The sequence below is a fragment of the Ottowia beijingensis genome, assembly GCF_042680925.1.
GTDB lineage: Bacteria > Pseudomonadota > Gammaproteobacteria > Burkholderiales > Burkholderiaceae_C > Ottowia > Ottowia beijingensis.
Genome location: NZ_JBHUEP010000005.1, coordinates 268,401 through 284,148, shown reverse-complemented (window position 1 = coordinate 284,148; position 15,748 = coordinate 268,401). Strand labels below are relative to the sequence as shown.

Annotated in this window: 14 protein-coding genes; all 14 read right to left on the bottom strand. The window is 68.8% G+C overall.

Annotated features, from left to right (window positions below; all coding sequences use genetic code 11):
• Positions 1–7: 7 nt before the first annotated feature.
• The 14 genes from murC to hslV all read right to left on the bottom strand — a co-directional run bounded on the left by murC (position 8) and on the right by hslV (position 15,648).
• A complete protein-coding gene (gene murC, locus ACFSCU_RS04750) occupies positions 8–1,426 on the bottom strand; it encodes a UDP-N-acetylmuramate--L-alanine ligase (RefSeq protein ID WP_377560033.1) in 1,419 nt (472 codons plus the stop codon).
• Complete coding sequence (gene murG, locus ACFSCU_RS04745; RefSeq protein WP_377560032.1) at positions 1,423–2,496, bottom strand: undecaprenyldiphospho-muramoylpentapeptide beta-N-acetylglucosaminyltransferase; 1,074 nt, start codon at positions 2,494–2,496, stop codon at positions 1,423–1,425. Before murG ends, murC begins: the two co-directional genes overlap by 4 nt.
• The gene (locus tag ACFSCU_RS04740; RefSeq protein ID WP_377560031.1) at positions 2,493–2,669 is read right to left on the bottom strand and encodes a hypothetical protein; all 177 of its coding nucleotides are present in this window, start codon (positions 2,667–2,669) and stop codon (positions 2,493–2,495) included. Before ACFSCU_RS04740 ends, murG begins: the two co-directional genes overlap by 4 nt.
• Positions 2,670–2,749: 80 nt before the next feature.
• Positions 2,750–4,021 carry a putative lipid II flippase FtsW gene (ftsW, locus tag ACFSCU_RS04735; RefSeq protein WP_333705462.1) on the bottom strand — a complete coding sequence of 424 codons (1,272 nt, stop codon included), beginning with the start codon at positions 4,019–4,021 and terminating at the stop codon, positions 2,750–2,752.
• Positions 4,018–5,544, bottom strand: a complete 1,527-nt coding sequence (murD, locus tag ACFSCU_RS04730) for a UDP-N-acetylmuramoyl-L-alanine--D-glutamate ligase (protein WP_180550745.1) — start codon at positions 5,542–5,544, stop codon at positions 4,018–4,020. Before murD ends, ftsW begins: the two co-directional genes overlap by 4 nt.
• A 4-nt stretch (positions 5,545–5,548) precedes the next feature.
• The gene (gene mraY, locus ACFSCU_RS04725; RefSeq protein ID WP_180550744.1) at positions 5,549–6,727 is read right to left on the bottom strand and encodes a phospho-N-acetylmuramoyl-pentapeptide-transferase; all 1,179 of its coding nucleotides are present in this window, start codon (positions 6,725–6,727) and stop codon (positions 5,549–5,551) included.
• Complete coding sequence (locus ACFSCU_RS04720; RefSeq protein ID WP_180550743.1) at positions 6,717–8,135, bottom strand: UDP-N-acetylmuramoyl-tripeptide--D-alanyl-D-alanine ligase; 1,419 nt, start codon at positions 8,133–8,135, stop codon at positions 6,717–6,719. Before ACFSCU_RS04720 ends, mraY begins: the two co-directional genes overlap by 11 nt.
• The gene (locus tag ACFSCU_RS04715; RefSeq protein WP_180550742.1) at positions 8,132–9,622 is read right to left on the bottom strand and encodes a UDP-N-acetylmuramoyl-L-alanyl-D-glutamate--2,6-diaminopimelate ligase; all 1,491 of its coding nucleotides are present in this window, start codon (positions 9,620–9,622) and stop codon (positions 8,132–8,134) included. Before ACFSCU_RS04715 ends, ACFSCU_RS04720 begins: the two co-directional genes overlap by 4 nt.
• A gap of 169 nt (positions 9,623–9,791) precedes the next feature.
• The gene (locus tag ACFSCU_RS04710; protein WP_180550741.1) at positions 9,792–11,528 is read right to left on the bottom strand and encodes a peptidoglycan D,D-transpeptidase FtsI family protein; all 1,737 of its coding nucleotides are present in this window, start codon (positions 11,526–11,528) and stop codon (positions 9,792–9,794) included.
• Positions 11,525–11,833: a cell division protein FtsL gene (ftsL, locus tag ACFSCU_RS04705; RefSeq protein WP_180550740.1), complete on the bottom strand. Its 309-nt coding sequence runs from the start codon at positions 11,831–11,833 to the stop codon at positions 11,525–11,527. The genes ACFSCU_RS04710 and ftsL overlap by 4 nt, the downstream gene beginning before the upstream one ends.
• Positions 11,830–12,744, bottom strand: a complete 915-nt coding sequence (gene rsmH / locus ACFSCU_RS04700) for a 16S rRNA (cytosine(1402)-N(4))-methyltransferase RsmH (RefSeq protein ID WP_180550739.1) — start codon at positions 12,742–12,744, stop codon at positions 11,830–11,832. The genes ftsL and rsmH overlap by 4 nt, the downstream gene beginning before the upstream one ends.
• A 12-nt stretch (positions 12,745–12,756) precedes the next feature.
• Entirely contained in the window at positions 12,757–13,185 is a 429-nt protein-coding gene (mraZ, locus tag ACFSCU_RS04695) for a division/cell wall cluster transcriptional repressor MraZ (RefSeq protein ID WP_377560027.1), read from the bottom strand.
• Between the two features lie 436 nt (positions 13,186–13,621).
• Complete coding sequence (hslU, locus tag ACFSCU_RS04690) at positions 13,622–14,959, bottom strand: ATP-dependent protease ATPase subunit HslU (RefSeq protein WP_180550737.1); 1,338 nt, start codon at positions 14,957–14,959, stop codon at positions 13,622–13,624.
• A gap of 143 nt (positions 14,960–15,102) precedes the next feature.
• The gene (gene hslV, locus ACFSCU_RS04685) at positions 15,103–15,648 is read right to left on the bottom strand and encodes an ATP-dependent protease subunit HslV (protein WP_180550736.1); all 546 of its coding nucleotides are present in this window, start codon (positions 15,646–15,648) and stop codon (positions 15,103–15,105) included.
• Between the last annotated feature and the right edge of the window lie 100 nt (positions 15,649–15,748).

The window sequence follows — 15,748 nt, the reverse complement described above, 5'->3', positions numbered from 1 at the left end:
GTCTTGTTCAGCCCGGATTATGCTCAGTTTTTTGTAGCATTTCAACGACTTTTGCGGGAATACCACCAATCGAGCCCGCACCCATGCACATCACCACGTCGCCGGCCTGCGCCTGTGCGGCGATCAGCGCCGGCAGATCGGCCACGTCGCCCACGAACACCGGCTCCACGCGGCCCGCCACGCGCAGCGCGCGCGCCAGCGAACGGCCGTCGGCGGCGACGATGGGCTCCTCGCCGGCGGCATAGACCTCGGTCAGCACCACGTGGTCGGCACTGCCGATGACCTTGACGAAATCCTCGAAGCAGTCGCGCGTGCGGGTGTAGCGGTGCGGCTGGAAGGCCAGCACCAGCCGCCGCCCCGGAAACGCGCCGCGCGCCGCCGCCAGCGTGGCCGCCATCTCGACCGGGTGGTGGCCGTAGTCGTCGATCACGGTGAAGCTGCCGCCGCCCCTGGCCGGCAGATCGCCATAGCGCTGGAAGCGCCGGCCCACGCCCTTGAACTCGGCCAGCGCCTTCTGCAGCGCCGCGTCGTCGATGCTCAGCTCGGTCGCCACGGCGATGGCCGACAGCGCGTTCAGCACGTTGTGCTCGCCCGCCAGGTTCAGCACCACCGGCAGATCGGGCAGCTGCACGCCATTGCGGCGCTGCACGGTGAAGTGCATCTGGCCGTGCGCCGCGCGCACGTCGACGGCGCGCACCTGCGCATCCTCGGCAAAGCCGTAGGTGATGACCGGGCAGGCCAGGTTGCCGGCGATCTCGCGCACCGCCGGGCTTTCGAGGCACAGGATGGCGGTGCCGTAGAACGGCATCTTGTGCAGGAAGTCGACGAAGGCCTGCTTCAGCTTGCCGAAGTCGTGGCCGTAGGTCTCCATGTGGTCGGCGTCGATGTTGGTGACGACGGCCATCACGGGCAGCAGGTTGAGGAAGGAGGCGTCGGATTCATCGGCCTCGACCACGATGTAGTCGCCCGAGCCCAGCCGCGCGTTGGCGCCGGCACTGTTCAGGCGCCCGCCGATGACGAAGGTCGGGTCCAGCCCGCCCTCGGCCAGCACGCTGGCCACCAGGCTGGTGGTCGTCGTCTTGCCGTGCGTGCCTGCAATGGCGATGCCCTGCTTCAGGCGCATCAGCTCGGCCAGCATCATGGCGCGCGGCACCACGGGAATGCGCCGCTCGCGCGCGATCAGCACCTCGGGGTTGTCAGGCTTGACGGCGGTGGAGGTGACCACCGCGTCCGCGCCCTCCACATTGGCGGCGGCGTGGCCGATGAAGGTGCGGATGCCCATGCCGGCCAGGCGCCGCAGCGTGGCGCCATCAGCAAGGTCGGAGCCGGACACCGTGTAGCCCAGGTTGTGCAGCACCTCGGCGATGCCGCTCATGCCGGCGCCGCCGATGCCGACGAAGTGGATGTGGCGGATGGCGTGCTTCATGCCGTTAGCTCCTCACAGGCGGCGACCACGTCCTCCACGGCGTTTGTTTTCTGCATCGTTTTGGCCTTCTGCGCCGCCTGCACCAGCGCGGAACGCTCTTTTTTCTGAAGCAGATCAGCCAGGCCTTGCGGCGTCAGATCGCGCTGCTGGATCAGCCAGCCCGCACCCTGGTCGACCAGGAACTTCGCGTTGGTGGTCTGGTGGTCGTCCACCGCGTGCGGAAACGGCACGAACAGCGCGGCGGCGCCGATGGCGGCGATCTCGGTCACGGTGGTGGCGCCGGCGCGGCAGATCACCAGATCGGCGTCGGCATAGGCGCGCGCCATGTCGTCGATGAAGGGCACGCACTCGGCCTGCACGCCGGCGGCCTGGTAGTTGGCGCGCAGCGCGTCGATCTGCTTGGCGCCGCTCTGGTGCAGCACGATGGGGCGCTGCGCGGGCGGCATCAGCGCCAGTGCCTTGGGCACCACCTCGTTCAGCGCCTGCGCGCCCAGGCTGCCGCCCACCACCAGCACCTTCAGTGGGCCACTGCGGCCGGCAAAACGCTCGGCCGGCGCGGGGACTTGCTTGAACGCGGCGCGCAGCGGGTTGCCCACCCACTGCACCTTGCGCGCCTTCGGTAAGACGCCGGGGAAGGCGGTGAACACGCGATCGGCCACGCCGGCCAGCACCTTGTTGGCCATGCCGGCGACCGAGTTCTGCTCGTGCAGCACCAGCGGCTTGTTCAGGGCCACGCCCATCAGGCCACCGGGAAAGGTGATGTAGCCGCCCAGGCCCACCAGCACGTCGGGCTTCACGCGGCGGATCACGCCGATGCTTTGCCCGAAGGCTTTCAGCAGGCGCAGCGGCAGCAGCACCAGGGTCGACACGCCCTTGCCGCGCACGCCGCCGAATTCCACCGCCTCGAAGTCGAAGCCGCGCGGCGGCACCAGTTGTGCCTCCATGCTGGCGGGGGCGCCCAGCCAGTGCACGCGCCAGCCGCGCGCGCGCAGCGCCTCGGCCACGGCCAGGCCCGGAAAGATGTGGCCGCCGGTGCCGCCGGCCATCACGAGCGCGCACTTGGCGCTCATGCGCGGCCTCCGGTCGTCAGGGGCAGCGCCTCAACAGGGGGGACTTGCTGAATTTTTTGATTCAACAAAAACGCCTCTAGCTCTCGATTTACGGGCGCCAGCAGCTTCTTTTTTTGAATCGAAGAATGGCGCCAAATGGCTATCGCCTGATTTGCTGCACTGAAGCGCCTCATGCCCGGCCTCCGTGCATGAGCCATGCCGCACGGCGGCATGCTGCGCTGCGCGCACGGCCGGTTTTGGCGAAACCGTCGCCTCATGCCCGGCCTCCGTGCATGAGGCGACGGTTTTCAACATCGACCCGCAGCACGATGGCAATGGCCACCATGTTGGCCAAAATGGCCGAGCCGCCGTAGCTCATGAAGGGCAGCGTCAGCCCCTTGGTGGGCAGCGCGCCCAGGTTCACGCCGATGTTGATGAAGGCCTGGAAGCCCAGCCACAGGCCGATGCCCTGCGCCACCAGGCCGCTGAACACGCGGTCCAGCGCGATGGCCTGGCGGCCGATGACCATGATGCGGCGCGTGAGCCACATGAACAGGAAGATCACGCACACCAGCCCGACCAGGCCGAACTCCTCGCCGATGATGGCGGTGAGAAAGTCGGTGTGCGCCTCGGGCAGCCAGTGCAGCTTCTCCACGCTGCCGCCCAGGCCAACGCCGAACACCTCGCCCCGGCCGATGGCGATCAGCGCGTGCGACAGCTGGTAGCCCTTGCCCAGCGCGTGCTCCTCGCTCCACGGGTCGAGGTAGGCAAAGATGCGCTCGCGCCGCCAGGGCGAGGCCCAGATCATGGCGGCGAAGATGCCCACCAGCACGAAGGCGATGAGGAAGAACATGCGCGCGTTCACGCCACCCAGGAACAGGATGCCCATGGCGATGACCGCGATCACCATGAAGGCGCCCATGTCGGGCTGCGCCAGCAGCAGCAGGCCCACCACGCCCACCGCCACGCCCATGGGCAGAACGGCGCGGAAGAAGCGCTCCTTCACGTCCATCTTGCGCACCATGTAGTCGGCGGCGTACAGCAGCACGGCGATCTTCGCCAGCTCGGACGGCTGGAAGCTGATGGGACCGAGCGAGATCCAGCGGCGCGCGCCGTTGACCATGTTGCCGATGTGCGGGATCAGCACCGCGATCAGCAAAGCCAGCGACACCACGAACAGCCACGGCGCCATCTTCTCCCACCAGTCCATGCGCACCTGGAAGGTGATCAGCGCCGCCACGAAGGACAGCAGGATCCAGAACGCGTGGCGCATGGCGAAGTGGTTGGGCGAATAGCGCTCGAAGCGCGGGTTGTCGGGCAGCGCGATGCTGGCCGAATACACCATCACCAGGCCCCAGGCCAGCAGGGCTACGCAGACCCAGATCAGCGCCTGGTCGAACCCCAGCAGGCGCGACGGCGTGCTGGCCGTGCGCGCGTATTCCATGCCACCGATGCGCACCGGCAGGTCGTCCACGCGCTGGCGGCTGCGCGGCTTGCGCGGCTTCTTGCCTGCGGGCGGCGTCAGTGTTTCTGCGGCGGCTGTCATGACAGCACCTCCATCTCGGTTCCCTCGGCCAGCGCCAGGTCGCGCACGGCGGCGCGGAACACCTCCGCGCGCTCGGCGTAGTCCTTGAACATGTCCAGGCTGGCGCAGGCGGGCGACAGCAGCACGGCATCGCCGGGGTGTGCCCGCGCGCGCGCCTGGGCCACCGCATCGGCCATGCCGGTGGCGTCCAGCAGCGGCACGCCGGCATCGGCCAGCGCGGCGCGCACCTGCGGCGCATCGCGGCCGATCAGCACCACCGCCCGCACGAAGCGCGACACGGGCGCCGCCAGCGGCGTGAAGTCCTGCCCCTTGCCGTCGCCGCCCAGGATCACCACCAGCTTGCGCTCGGCGCCCAGGCCCTCCAGCGCGGCCACGGTGGCGCCCACGTTGGTGCCCTTGCTGTCGTCGAAGTACTCGATGCCGCCCAGCAGGCCGATGGATTCGACGCGGTGCGGCTCGCCGCGGTATTCGCGCAGGCCGTACAGCATCGGGCCGAGCTGGCAGCCCGCGCTGGTGGCCAGCGCCAGCGCGGCCAGCGCGTTGACGGCGTTGTGGCGACCGCGGATGCGCAGCGCGTCGGCGGGCATCAGGCGCTGGATGTGCAGTTCGACCTCCACATCCTTGCGGCGGCGCAGGGTTTCGTCGGCCTCCTGCGCACGCACCAGCCAGGCCATGCCGCCCACCACCTCGATGCCGAAGTCGCCCGGCTCGGCGGGCATGTCGGCGCCGAAGCTCACCACGCTGCGCGGCACGGGCCTGGGCGCGCCCTTCGGCAGCTTGGCCGGTGCGGCGGGGCGCATGGCCATCACGGCGTCGTCGTTGCGGTTCAGCACCATCACCGCGCGCTCGCCAAAGATGCGCGCCTTGGCCGCCGCGTAGGCCGCCATGTCGCCATGCCAGTCCAGATGGTCCTGCGTGACGTTGAGCACGGTGGCGGCCGTGGGCTCGAAGTCGTCGCTGCCGTCGAGCTGGAAGCTGGACAGCTCCAGCACCCAGGCCTGCGGCAGGCTGTCGTCCGCCAGGTGGGCCTGCAGGGTTTCCAGCAGCGTCGGGCCGATGTTGCCGGCCACGACCACCGACAGGCCGGCGCGCTCGACCAGTTGCCCGGTCAGCGCCGTCACCGTGGTCTTGCCGTTGGTGCCGGTGATGGCCAGCACGGCGGGTGCATAGCCGCGCTGCGCCTTCAGGTCGGCCAGGGCCTGGGCGAACAGGCCCAGTTCACCACTGACCGGCAGGCCGCGCTCGCGGGCGGCGTTGACGACACTGGAAATCGCGGCGGGCGCCAGGCCCGGGCTGCGGTACACCGCGCGCAGGCTGGCATCGTCGACCAGCGCGGCGTCCATCGGCCCGGCCACGAAGCGGGCCGCGGGCACCTGCGCACGCAGCGCCTCCAGCTGCGGCGGCGCGTCGCGCGTGTCGGCCACGGTCACGCTGGCGCCTTGCGCGGCGCACCAGCGGGCCATGGCCAGGCCCGACAGGCCCAGCCCCAGGATCAGCACATGACGGTCTTGCAGCATCGTCATGGCCTCACCTCAGTTTCAAGGATGCCAGGCCGATCAGGCACAGCAGCATGGTGATGATCCAGAAGCGCACAACGACCTGCGTCTCGGCCCAACCGCTGCGCTCGAAGTGGTGGTGCAGCGGCGCCATCTTGAGCAGGCGCCGGCCTTCGCCGTAGCGGCGCTTGGTGTACTTGAACCAGGTGACCTGCAGCATCACCGACAGTGCCTCGACGACGAAGATGCCGCCCATGATGGCCAGCACGATCTCCTGCCGCACGATGACCGCGATGGTGCCCAGCGCGCCGCCCAGCGCCAGGGCGCCCACGTCGCCCATGAACACCTGCGCCGGGTGCGCGTTGAACCACAGGAAGGCCAGCCCGGCACCGGCCATGGCGGCGCAGAAGATGAGCAGCTCGCCCGTGCCCGGGATGTGCGGGAACAGCAGGTACTTCGAATACACCGAACTGCCGGTGACGTAGGCAAAGATACCCAGCGCCGAACCGACCATGATGACGGGCATGATGGCCAGGCCGTCCAGCCCGTCGGTCAGGTTCACGGCGTTGCTGGCGCCGACGATGACCAGGTAGCTCAGGATCACGAACCCGACCACGCCCAGCGGGTAGGTGATCTCCTTGAAGAAGGGCACCAGCAGGCCGGCGGCCGAGGGCAGGTCGATGGTGAAGCCCGAGGACACCCAGTTGACGAACAGCGCCCACACCTGCGCATTGGACGCGCCGGAGATGGCAAACACCAGGTACAGCGCGGCCACCAGGCCGATCACCGATTGCCAGAAATACTTCTCGCGCGAGCGCATGCCCTCGGGGTCCTTGTTGACCACCTTGCGCCAGTCGTCGACCCAGCCGATGGCGCCGAAGCCGAAGGTGACCACCATCACGATCCAGACGAAGCGGTTCGACCAGTCGAACCACAGCAGCGTGGACAGCGCAATGGCAAACAGCACCAGCACGCCGCCCATGGTCGGCGTGCCGCTCTTGGACAGATGTGTCTCCATGGCGTAGCCGCGCACCGGCTGGCCGATCTTCAGCTCGGTCAGCTTGCGGATCACCCACGGCCCGGCAAACAGGCCGATGACCAGGGCGGTCATGGCGGCCATCACGGCGCGAAACGTGAGGTATTGGAAGACGCGGAAGAAGCCGAGCTCCGGCGACAGCGTCTGCAGCCAGGCGGCCAGACTAAGCAGCATCGGCGCCCTCCCCGTCGCTGGCGGGCGACGCCGTCAACGCCTGCACCACGCGCTCCATGCGCATGAAGCGCGAACCCTTCACGGCAATCGACGCGCACTGCGGCAGGTGCGCGCGCACGGCGTCCGTCAAGGCCTGGATGTCGTCGAAATGCCGACCGCCGCCAAAGGCCATGGCGCTGTGGATGGCCAGCGGCCCGTGGGCCAGCACGCGCTCGATGCCACGCTCACGCGCGTAGCTGCCCACTTCGGCGTGGAAGGCCGGGCCGCGCTCGCCCACCTCGCCCATGTCGCCCAGCACCAGCAGGCGCGGGCCGGCAAGCTCGGCCAGCACGTCGATGATGGCGCGCACCGAGTCGGGGTTGGCGTTGTAGGTGTCGTCCACCAGCGTGATGGCGCGGCCACGGTGGCGCAGCATGAAGGTGCGCGAGCGCCCCTTGACCGGCCGGAAGGCCGTCAGGCCCTGCGCCACCGCCGCCAGCGGCGCGCCTGCGGCCAGCGCGCACGCGGTGGCCGCGAGCGCGTTGCGCACGTTGTGCCGGCCGGCCACATGCAGTTCGAACTCGAGCGGGCCCGCCGCCGTATCGGCCGCCACGGACCAATGGTCCTGCCGCCAGTCCGCGCGCCGGTCCGCGACCTCGGCGCCCGCTGCCGGGTCGCCGAACTGCACCACGCGCCGCCCCGCGGCCAGTTGCCGCCACAGCGCGCTGTAGTCGTCGCCGGCCGGAAACACCGCCACGCCGCCTTCGGGCAAGGCCGCCAGCACCGAGCCGTTCTCGCGCGCCACGGCTTCCACGCTGGTCATGAACTCCTGGTGCTCGCGCTGCGCGTTGTTGACCAGCGCCACCGTGGGCTCGGCGATACCGGCCAGGTAGGCGATCTCGCCGGGGTGGTTCATGCCCAGCTCCACCACCGCCGCCTGGGTGCTGGGCCGCAGACGCAGCAGCGTCAGCGGCAGGCCGATGTCGTTGTTGAAGTTGCCCTCGGTGGCCAGGGCCGCATCGCCCCGCCAGACCCGCAGGATGGAGGCGATCATCTGCGTCACCGTGGTCTTGCCGTTGCTGCCGGTGACGGCGATCAGCGGCCCGGCGAAGCGGCGGCGCCACTGGCGCGCCAACTCACCCAGCCCGATCTTCGCGTCCGGCACCAGCACGCCAGGCAGGCCGGAGGCCGTCAGCTGCGCTGCCGCGCTCGCGTCGCACAGGGCCGCCACCGCGCCCTTGGCCGCCGCGTCGGGCAGAAAGCTGGCGGCATCGAAGCGCTCGCCCTTGAGGGCCACGAACAGGGCGCCCGGCTGCAGGCTGCGCGTGTCCGAATGCACGCGCGCACACAGGGTGGCGCCGTCGCCCACCAGGCGCGCGCCGGTCAGCGATTCGGCCACTTCGCGCAGGCTCAGGTTCATGGCCGTCATGCCGCGGCCTCCATGCGCTGGCGCAGCGCCTGCAGCGCCAGGGTCTGGTCGGAGAACGGCAGGCGCTGGCCGCGCACTTCCTGATAGTCCTCGTGCCCCTTGCCGGCGATCAGCACCACGTCGCGCGGATCGGCGTCGCGCAGCGCGCGCGCGATGGCTTCGGCGCGGTCGACCACCACGCGGGCCTGGGCGGGTTGCCGAAGGCCCGCCAGCACCGCGTCGATGATGGCTTGCGGCGCTTCATCGCGCGGGTTGTCGCTGGTGATCACCACGCGGTCTGCACCGCCTTCAGCGGCCGCGCCCATCAACGGGCGCTTGCGCGCATCGCGGTTGCCACCACAGCCGAACACGCACCACAGCCGGCCACCGCGCTCGCTGACCAGCGGCCGCAAGGCGCCCAGCGCCTTCTCGAGGGCATCGGAAGTGTGTGCATAGTCGACCACCGCCAGCGGCGCACCCGGCACGTCGATGCGTTGCATGCGGCCCGGCACCGCCGGCAGGTCGGTGCAGGCCGCCACGGCGTCGTTCAGCGGCACGCCCAGGGCGCGCAGCGCGCCCAGCACGCACATCAGGTTGTCGATGTTGTATTCGCCTACCAGATTGGTGCGGATGGGCACCGAGGCATCGCCCTCGCGCACCACCCACGCCATGCCGGCCGCACCATAGGTGACATCGACCGCCGCCAGCCGGGCGGGCCGCTGGCGCGACACCGTCCACACATCGAGCCCACGCGCCTCGGCCTGCGCCAGCAGCAGGTGCGCGCGCGGGTCGTCCAGTTGGATCACGGCCGACTGCAGCTGCGGCCAGTCGAACAGCGCGGCCTTGGCCTGCCAGTAGGCGTCCATGTTGCCGTGGTAGTCGAGGTGGTCCTGCGTGAAGTTGGTGAACACGGCCACTCGGATGGCCGTGGCATCCAGCCGGCGCTCGACGATACCGATGGACGACGCCTCGATGGCGCAGGAGCGCACGCCGCCGTCGACGAATTCGCGAAAGCGCTGCTGCAGCAGCACCGGATCGGGCGTGGTCATGCCCGTCGGCACCATTTGGCCCGGCAGACCCACACCCAAAGTACCCACCAGGCCGCACGGAGACAGCGCCGGCAGCTTCACTTTCGAGAGCAAGCAGGACAGCCAGAACGCCGTCGACGTCTTGCCGTTGGTGCCGGTCACCGCGATCACGTTCAGGGCCTGTGACGGCGCCTCGTAGTACGCCGCCGCGATCGGCGCGGTGGCGGCCTTCAACTGCGGATAGACCGCCACCGATGGCGCATCGAAACCGAAGGCCTCGACACCCTGCTGCTCGACCAGGCAGGCGCTGGCACCCTGCGCCAGCGCGCCCGCCACGAAGCGCCGGCCGTCGGTGGCGGCGCCGGGCCAGGCGATGAAGCCATCGCCTTCGCGCACCTGCCGGCTGTCGGTGTGCAGGCGCCCGGTCACCCGCGCGCGCAACCAGCGTGCAGCCTCCTGGGGCGAAGCCAGCAACGTCATCACGCTTGCGTCTCCCCATGGGGTGCGAGCGCCTGCAGCCAACCGATGGCCGCGGAGCAGGCCATGCCAGCGATCGCCGCGGAAGGGCTTGGCCCGCCCGCTGGCGATGTCCTCCCTCGCGCAGCAGAGGGGGGAAGGTGCGTCAGCGACTCAGGGGGGAGCCTCATCATCAGAACGACTCCTCCACCTGCTCGGCCACGATGGCGGGCTTCACGGCCATGTCGGGCTGCACGCCCATGATGCGCAGCGTCTGCTGCACCACTTCGCTGAACACCGGCGCCGCCACGGCACCGCCGTAGTACACGCCGTTGCTGGGCTCGTCCACCATCACCGCCACGATGACGCGCGGCTTGTCGATGGGCGCCATGCCGGCGAACCAGGCGCGGTACTTGTTGGCGGCATAGCCCTTGCCCTGCTGCTTGCGCGCGGTGCCCGACTTGCCGCCCACCGAATAGCCCACGGTCTGCGCGCGCTGACCGGTGCCGCCGGGGCCGGCGGCCATCTCGAGCATCTTGCGCACGGCGCGCGCGTTCTTCTCGGAAAACACGCGCACGCCCTGCACCTCGGCGCCTTCGGGCGCCTTCAGCAGCGTGGCGGGAATGATGGCGCCGTCGTGCGAGAACACGGTGTACGAGTGCGCCATCTGGAACAGCGAAGCCGACAGGCCGTAGCCGTACGACATGGTGGCCTGCTCCACCGGCTTCCAGCTCTTCCAGTGCCGCACGCGGCCGGTGGCGGCGCCGGGGAAGGCCAGATCCGGCTTGCGACCGTAGCCCAGCGCTGCATAGGTCTCCCACATGTCCTGTGCGGACAGCCGCTGCGCGATCTTCAGCGAGCCGACGTTGCTGGACTTCTGCACCACGCCCTCGACGGTGAGCGTGCCGTGGTTGCGCGTGTCGCGGATGGTGAACTTGTCGAGCTTGTAGAAACCGGGCGCCGTGGGGATCGAGGTCTGCGGCGTGACCTTGCCCGCCTCGAGCGCCATCGCCACGGTGATGGGCTTCATGATGGAGCCCGGCTCGAAGGTGTCGGTGACCGCGATGTTGCGCAGCTGTGCGCCGCTCAGGTTGCGGCGGTTGTCGGGCGAATAGCTGGGGTAGTTGGCCAGCGCCAGCACCTCGCCGGTCTGGGCGTCCAGCACCACCACGCTGCCGGACTTGGCCTTGTTGGCCGTCACGGCATCGCGCAGCTTCTGGTAGGCGAAGAACTGCACCTTGGAATCGATGGACAGCTGGATGTCCTGCCCGTCCACCGGCGGCACCTCGTCGCCCACGGCCTCCACCACGCGGCCCAGGCGGTCCTTGATGACGCGGCGCGATCCGGGCTTGCCGGCCAGCTGCTTCTCGAACGACAGCTCGGCGCCTTCCAGGCCCTTGTTCTCGACGTTGGCGAAGCCCACCACGTGCGTGGCCGCCTCGCCCTCGGGGTATCTGCGCTTGTATTCCTTGCGCTGGTAGATGCCGGCGATCTTCAGCTCGGCGATCTGCTTGGCCACCGGCTCGTCGACCTGGCGCTTGAGCCAGACGAAAGTCTTGTCCTCGTTGGACAGGCGCTTGTTCAGGTCGGCCAGCGGCATGCCCAGCAGCTTGGCGAGCTGCTGCAGCTTGGCCGGGTTGCGGTCCACGTCCTCGGGGATGGCCCAGATGCTGGGCGCCACCACGCTGGAAGCCAGAAGCAGGCCGTTGCGGTCGAAGATGCGGCCGCGGCTGGCCGGCATCTCCAGCGTGCGGGCGAAGCGCACTTCACCCTGGCGCTGGAAGAAGGCGTTGCCGAACACCTGCACGTAGGCCGCGCGCGCGGTCAGGCCGATGAAGGCCAGCGCCAGCATGGCGACGATGAACTTGCTGCGCCAGACCGGCGTCTTGGAGGCCAGCAGCGGGCTGGAGGTGTAGCGGATATCCCTCATGGCCGGCTCCCTGACGCCGCAGCGGATGCCGCCGGCACGGCTGCCGACGACGTGACGTACTCCGTGATGGCGGGCGTGACCGTGCGCATGGCCAGCTTGTCCTTGGCCAGCTTCTCGACGCGCAGCGAGGTCGCCTCGGCGCGCTTTTCCACCTCCAGGCGGCTGCGCTCGGTCTCCAGCCGGCGCGCCTCGGCGGTGGCGCGGTCCAGCTCGGTGAACAGGCGGCGCGAGTCGTACTGCACCCGCACCAGGTACAGCGCCGACACCATGACGGCGGCCAGCAGCACGATGGAAAGCCGGGTCATGCCGGCGCCTCCGTGCGCTCGGCCACGCGCATCACGGCGCTGCGCGCGCGCGGGTTGGCGGCCACTTCGGCCTCGGACGGTTTCACGCGGCCCAGCGCGCGCAGCAGCGTGGGCGCCGGCTCGGCGAACGGCGCGCGGCGGTCCACCACCGCCTTCGAATGGCGGGCGATGAACTGCTTGACGATGCGGTCTTCCAGTGAATGGAAGCTGATCACCACGAGCCGACCTCCGGGTTGCAGCACATGCAGGCTGGCCTTCAGCGCCTGCTCGAGCTCTTCAAGCTCGGCGTTGACGAAAATCCGAACAGCCTGAAATGTGCGCGTTGCAGGGTTCTGGCCCGGCTCGCGGGTTTTGACCGCGCCAGCCACGAGTTCGGCCAGTTCAAGGGTGGTTGCAACAGGGCCCCGTTCCTGTCGGCGCGACACAATCGCCTTTGCAATGGGGCCAGCAAACCGTTCTTCGCCGTAGTCACGAATCACCTCCGCGATCTGCCGTTGATCGGCCACCGCCAGCCATTCGGCCGCGCTCTGGCCGCGCGTAGGGTCCATGCGCATGTCCAGCGGGCCGTCGGCACGAAAAGAAAAACCCCGCGCGGGGTTGTCGATCTGCGGCGAGCTGATCCCTAAGTCCATCAGCACCCCGGCCGCACTGCCCGCCGGCAGCTCGCCCAGCGCGGCAAAGCCCTGGTGTCGGATCGAGAAGCGCGCATCCTGAATGCGCGCTGCCTCGGCCAGCGCCTCGGGGTCCTTGTCGAAGGCCACCAGGCTGCCCTGCGGCGCCAGCCGCTGCAGGATCAGGCGCGCATGCCCGCCCCGGCCGAACGTGGCATCCACGTACTGACCTTGCGGGTCCGTGATGAGGGCGTCTGTCGCCTCGTTCAGCAGGACCGTGGTGTGTGACCATGTGCTCACCCGCCTCCTGCCTCAAAAAGCGAAGTCCTCGAAGGCCTCGGGCATGCCGGCCTGCATGGCCTCGGCCTCCTTGGCTTCGTAGGTCGTCTTGTCCCACAGCTCGAAGTGCTGGCCCATGCCCAGCAGCATCACGTCGCGCGTCAGGCCGGCGGCCTGGCGCAGCTCGGGCGACACCAGCACGCGGCCGGTGCCGTCCATGTCCACGTCCATGGCGTTGCCCAGGAAGATGCGCTTCCACCACTGGGCGGACATGGGCAGCCGGGCGATGCGCTCGCGGAACTTCTCCCACTCGGGGCGCGGAAACACCATCAGGCAGCCGTGCGGGTGCTTGGTGATGGTGAGCTGGCCGGCGGCGGTGGCGCTCAGGACGTCACGGTGCCGGGTAGGCACGGAAAGCCTTCCCTTTGCATCCAGACTCAGCGACGACGCCCCTTGAAACACGCGAATTTCCCTGCCTTGAGTGCCCAAACACCGGGGAATGGCACTTTCCCCCACTTAATTGCACTTTTTTGCACTGTAGCAGGAAAAGCCAGGCAGGCAAGGACGACCTACAAATTATTTCAATGAAATCAAGAGCTTAGCTGGGTTTTCCCTCAGATATCCACAGCGAAACCCCTTTGAAATGAGCAACTTAGCGCGCATAGTCAAAGTGATGGTCGACGCCATTGTGGATAACCCGGCTGGCGGGTCGCGCAGTGGACAACGCAGCGGGCAGGCAGCACCCCGGCCGGGCGCCATCAAAATAATAGCTGCTTGCGCACATCAATCAATGTTTTCAGATAGAAAACTATCTGAAATGACCATATGACAGGCGCCAGAAGCTCCTATTTTTGAAGCGCCCACGCTTCCAGAGAAGCGGGCGCTCGCCCGCCCCCGCTCAGAGGATGTAGCGCGACAGGTCCTCGTCGCGGCTCAGCGCCGCCAGGCGCGCGTCGACGTAGGCGGCGTCGATGGTCACCGTCTGGCCCTCGAGTTTGGTGGCGTCGAAGCTCACCTCGTCCAGCAGCCGCTCCATCACGGTCGACAGCCGGCGCGCGCCGATGTTCTCGGTCGACTCGTTCACGGCGCAGGCGATCTCGGCCAGGCGCGAGATGCCCTCGGGCGTGAACGTCAGCGTCACGCCCTCGGTGGCCAGCAGCGCCTGGTACTGGCGCACCAGGTTGGCGTCGGTCTGGGTCAGGATGGCCTCGAAGTCCTGCACGGACAGCGACGCGAGCTCGACGCGGATCGGCAAGCGCCCCTGCAGTTCGGGAATCAGGTCGCTCGGCTTGGACAGGTGGAACGCGCCCGAGGCGATGAACAGGATGTGGTCGGTGCGCACCATGCCGTACTTGGTGCTCACCGTGGTGCCTTCCACCAGCGGCAGCAGGTCGCGCTGCACGCCCTGGCGCGACACCTCGGCTGTGCTGCCGCCGCCTTCCATGCTGCGCGAGGCCACCTTGTCGATCTCGTCGATGAAGACGATGCCGTTCTGCTCCAGGTTGCGCAGCGCCTCGCTGCGCAGTTCGTCCTCGTTCACCAGCTTGCCGGCCTCCTCGTCCACCAGCAGCTTCATCGCCTCGCCGATCTTCACGCGCCGCAGCTTGCGCCGGCCGGCCCCGAGTTGCCCGAACATGCCCTTGAGCTGCTCGGCCATGTCTTCCATGCCAGGCGGGCCCATAATCTCCATGGTGGGCGCTGGCTGGGCCAGTTCGAGTTCGATCTCCTTGTCGTCGAGCTGGCCCTCGCGCAGCTTCTTGCGAAAGCCCTGGCGCGCCGCGCCGTCGGTGGCGGGCGCGTTGCTGCCGTCGGCGTTGCGCGCGGGCGGCAGCAGCACGTCGAGGATGCGGTCCTCGGCCAGGTCCTCGGCGCGCGTGCGGTGCGCCTTCATGGCCTGCTCGCGCTGCTGCTTGACGGCCATTTCGGCCAGGTCGCGGATGATCGAATCGACATCCTTGCCGACGTAGCCCACCTCGGTGAACTTGGTCGCCTCGACCTTGATGAAGGGCGCGTTGGCCAGCCGCGCCAGCCGGCGCGCAATCTCGGTCTTGCCGACGCCGGTGGGGCCGATCATCAGGATGTTCTTGGGCGTGATCTCGGGCCGCAGCTTCTCGTCGACCTGCTGGCGCCGCCAGCGGTTGCGCAGCGCGATGGCGACGGCGCGCTTGGCGTCGTTCTGGCCAATGATGTGGCGGTCGAGTTCGGAGACGATCTCCTGCGGGGTCATGCTGGACATGGAAGGTATCTATTACAAAAACAATAGCTGCCTGCGCTGGTCAATAGCCGATTTCAGAATCATTTGGCTTGAAATCATTGCACGGCGAGCGCAGGCCACTATCAATTCATGAGCGAACGGGTGCGCACCGGGCGCGCCACCCGTCAGAGCGTTTCGATGGTGTGGTGCATGTTGGTGTAGATGCACAGCTCGCCGGCGATCTCCAGCGCCTTCTTCACCACCTGGTCGGCGGGCAGTTCGGTGTGCTCCAGCAGCGCGCGGGCGGCGGCCTGCGCATAGGCGCCGCCCGAGCCGATGGCCACCAGGCCATGCTCGGGCTCCAGCACGTCGCCGTTGCCGGTGATGATGAGCGAGGCCTCCTTGTCGGCCACGGCCAGCATGGCCTCGAGCCGGCGCAGCACGCGGTCGGTGCGCCAGTCCTTGGTCAGCTCGATGGCGGCGCGCGTCAGGTGGCCCTGGTGCTTTTCCAGCTTGGCCTCGAAGCGCTCGAACAGCGTGAAGGCGTCGGCCGTGGCGCCGGCAAAGCCGGCCAGCACCTTGCCGTGGTACAGCCGGCGCACCTTGCGCGCCGAGCCCTTGACGACGATGTTGCCCAGCGTGACCTGCCCGTCGCCCCCGATGGCGACTTGCCAGCCTTCGGGCGTCTGGCGCCGCACGCTGACGATGGTGGTGCCGTGAAATGGTTCCATCGCGCCGAGATGGGGACGACGCCCGCGTTCTTCAAGACCGCCACCGCCAACGGCATGCGCAGCGAAGCAAGCGCAAAAAGGGCCGCGGAGCAGGCCGCCC

Bases quoted from the DNA above. Each gene is read 5' to 3' on its own strand.
- ftsW (WP_333705462.1), bottom strand. From the start codon at position 4,021: ATGACAGCCGCCGCAGAAACACTGACGCCGCCCGCAGGCAAGAAGCCG.
- ftsL (WP_180550740.1), bottom strand. From the start codon at position 11,833: ATGACCCGGCTTTCCATCGTGCTGCTGGCCGCCGTCATGGTGTCGGCG.
- hslU (WP_180550737.1), bottom strand. From the start codon at position 14,959: ATGTCCAGCATGACCCCGCAGGAGATCGTCTCCGAACTCGACCGCCAC.
- ACFSCU_RS04710 (WP_180550741.1), bottom strand. From the start codon at position 11,528: ATGAGGGATATCCGCTACACCTCCAGCCCGCTGCTGGCCTCCAAGACG.
- murC (WP_377560033.1), bottom strand. From the start codon at position 1,426: ATGAAGCACGCCATCCGCCACATCCACTTCGTCGGCATCGGCGGCGCC.
- murD (WP_180550745.1), bottom strand. From the start codon at position 5,544: ATGACGATGCTGCAAGACCGTCATGTGCTGATCCTGGGGCTGGGCCTG.
- ACFSCU_RS04715 (WP_180550742.1), bottom strand. From the start codon at position 9,622: ATGACGTTGCTGGCTTCGCCCCAGGAGGCTGCACGCTGGTTGCGCGCG.
- hslV (WP_180550736.1), bottom strand. From the start codon at position 15,648: ATGGAACCATTTCACGGCACCACCATCGTCAGCGTGCGGCGCCAGACG.
- ACFSCU_RS04740 (WP_377560031.1), bottom strand. From the start codon at position 2,669: ATGAGGCGCTTCAGTGCAGCAAATCAGGCGATAGCCATTTGGCGCCAT.
- mraY (WP_180550744.1), bottom strand. From the start codon at position 6,727: ATGCTGCTTAGTCTGGCCGCCTGGCTGCAGACGCTGTCGCCGGAGCTC.
- murG (WP_377560032.1), bottom strand. From the start codon at position 2,496: ATGAGCGCCAAGTGCGCGCTCGTGATGGCCGGCGGCACCGGCGGCCAC.
- ACFSCU_RS04720 (WP_180550743.1), bottom strand. From the start codon at position 8,135: ATGACGGCCATGAACCTGAGCCTGCGCGAAGTGGCCGAATCGCTGACC.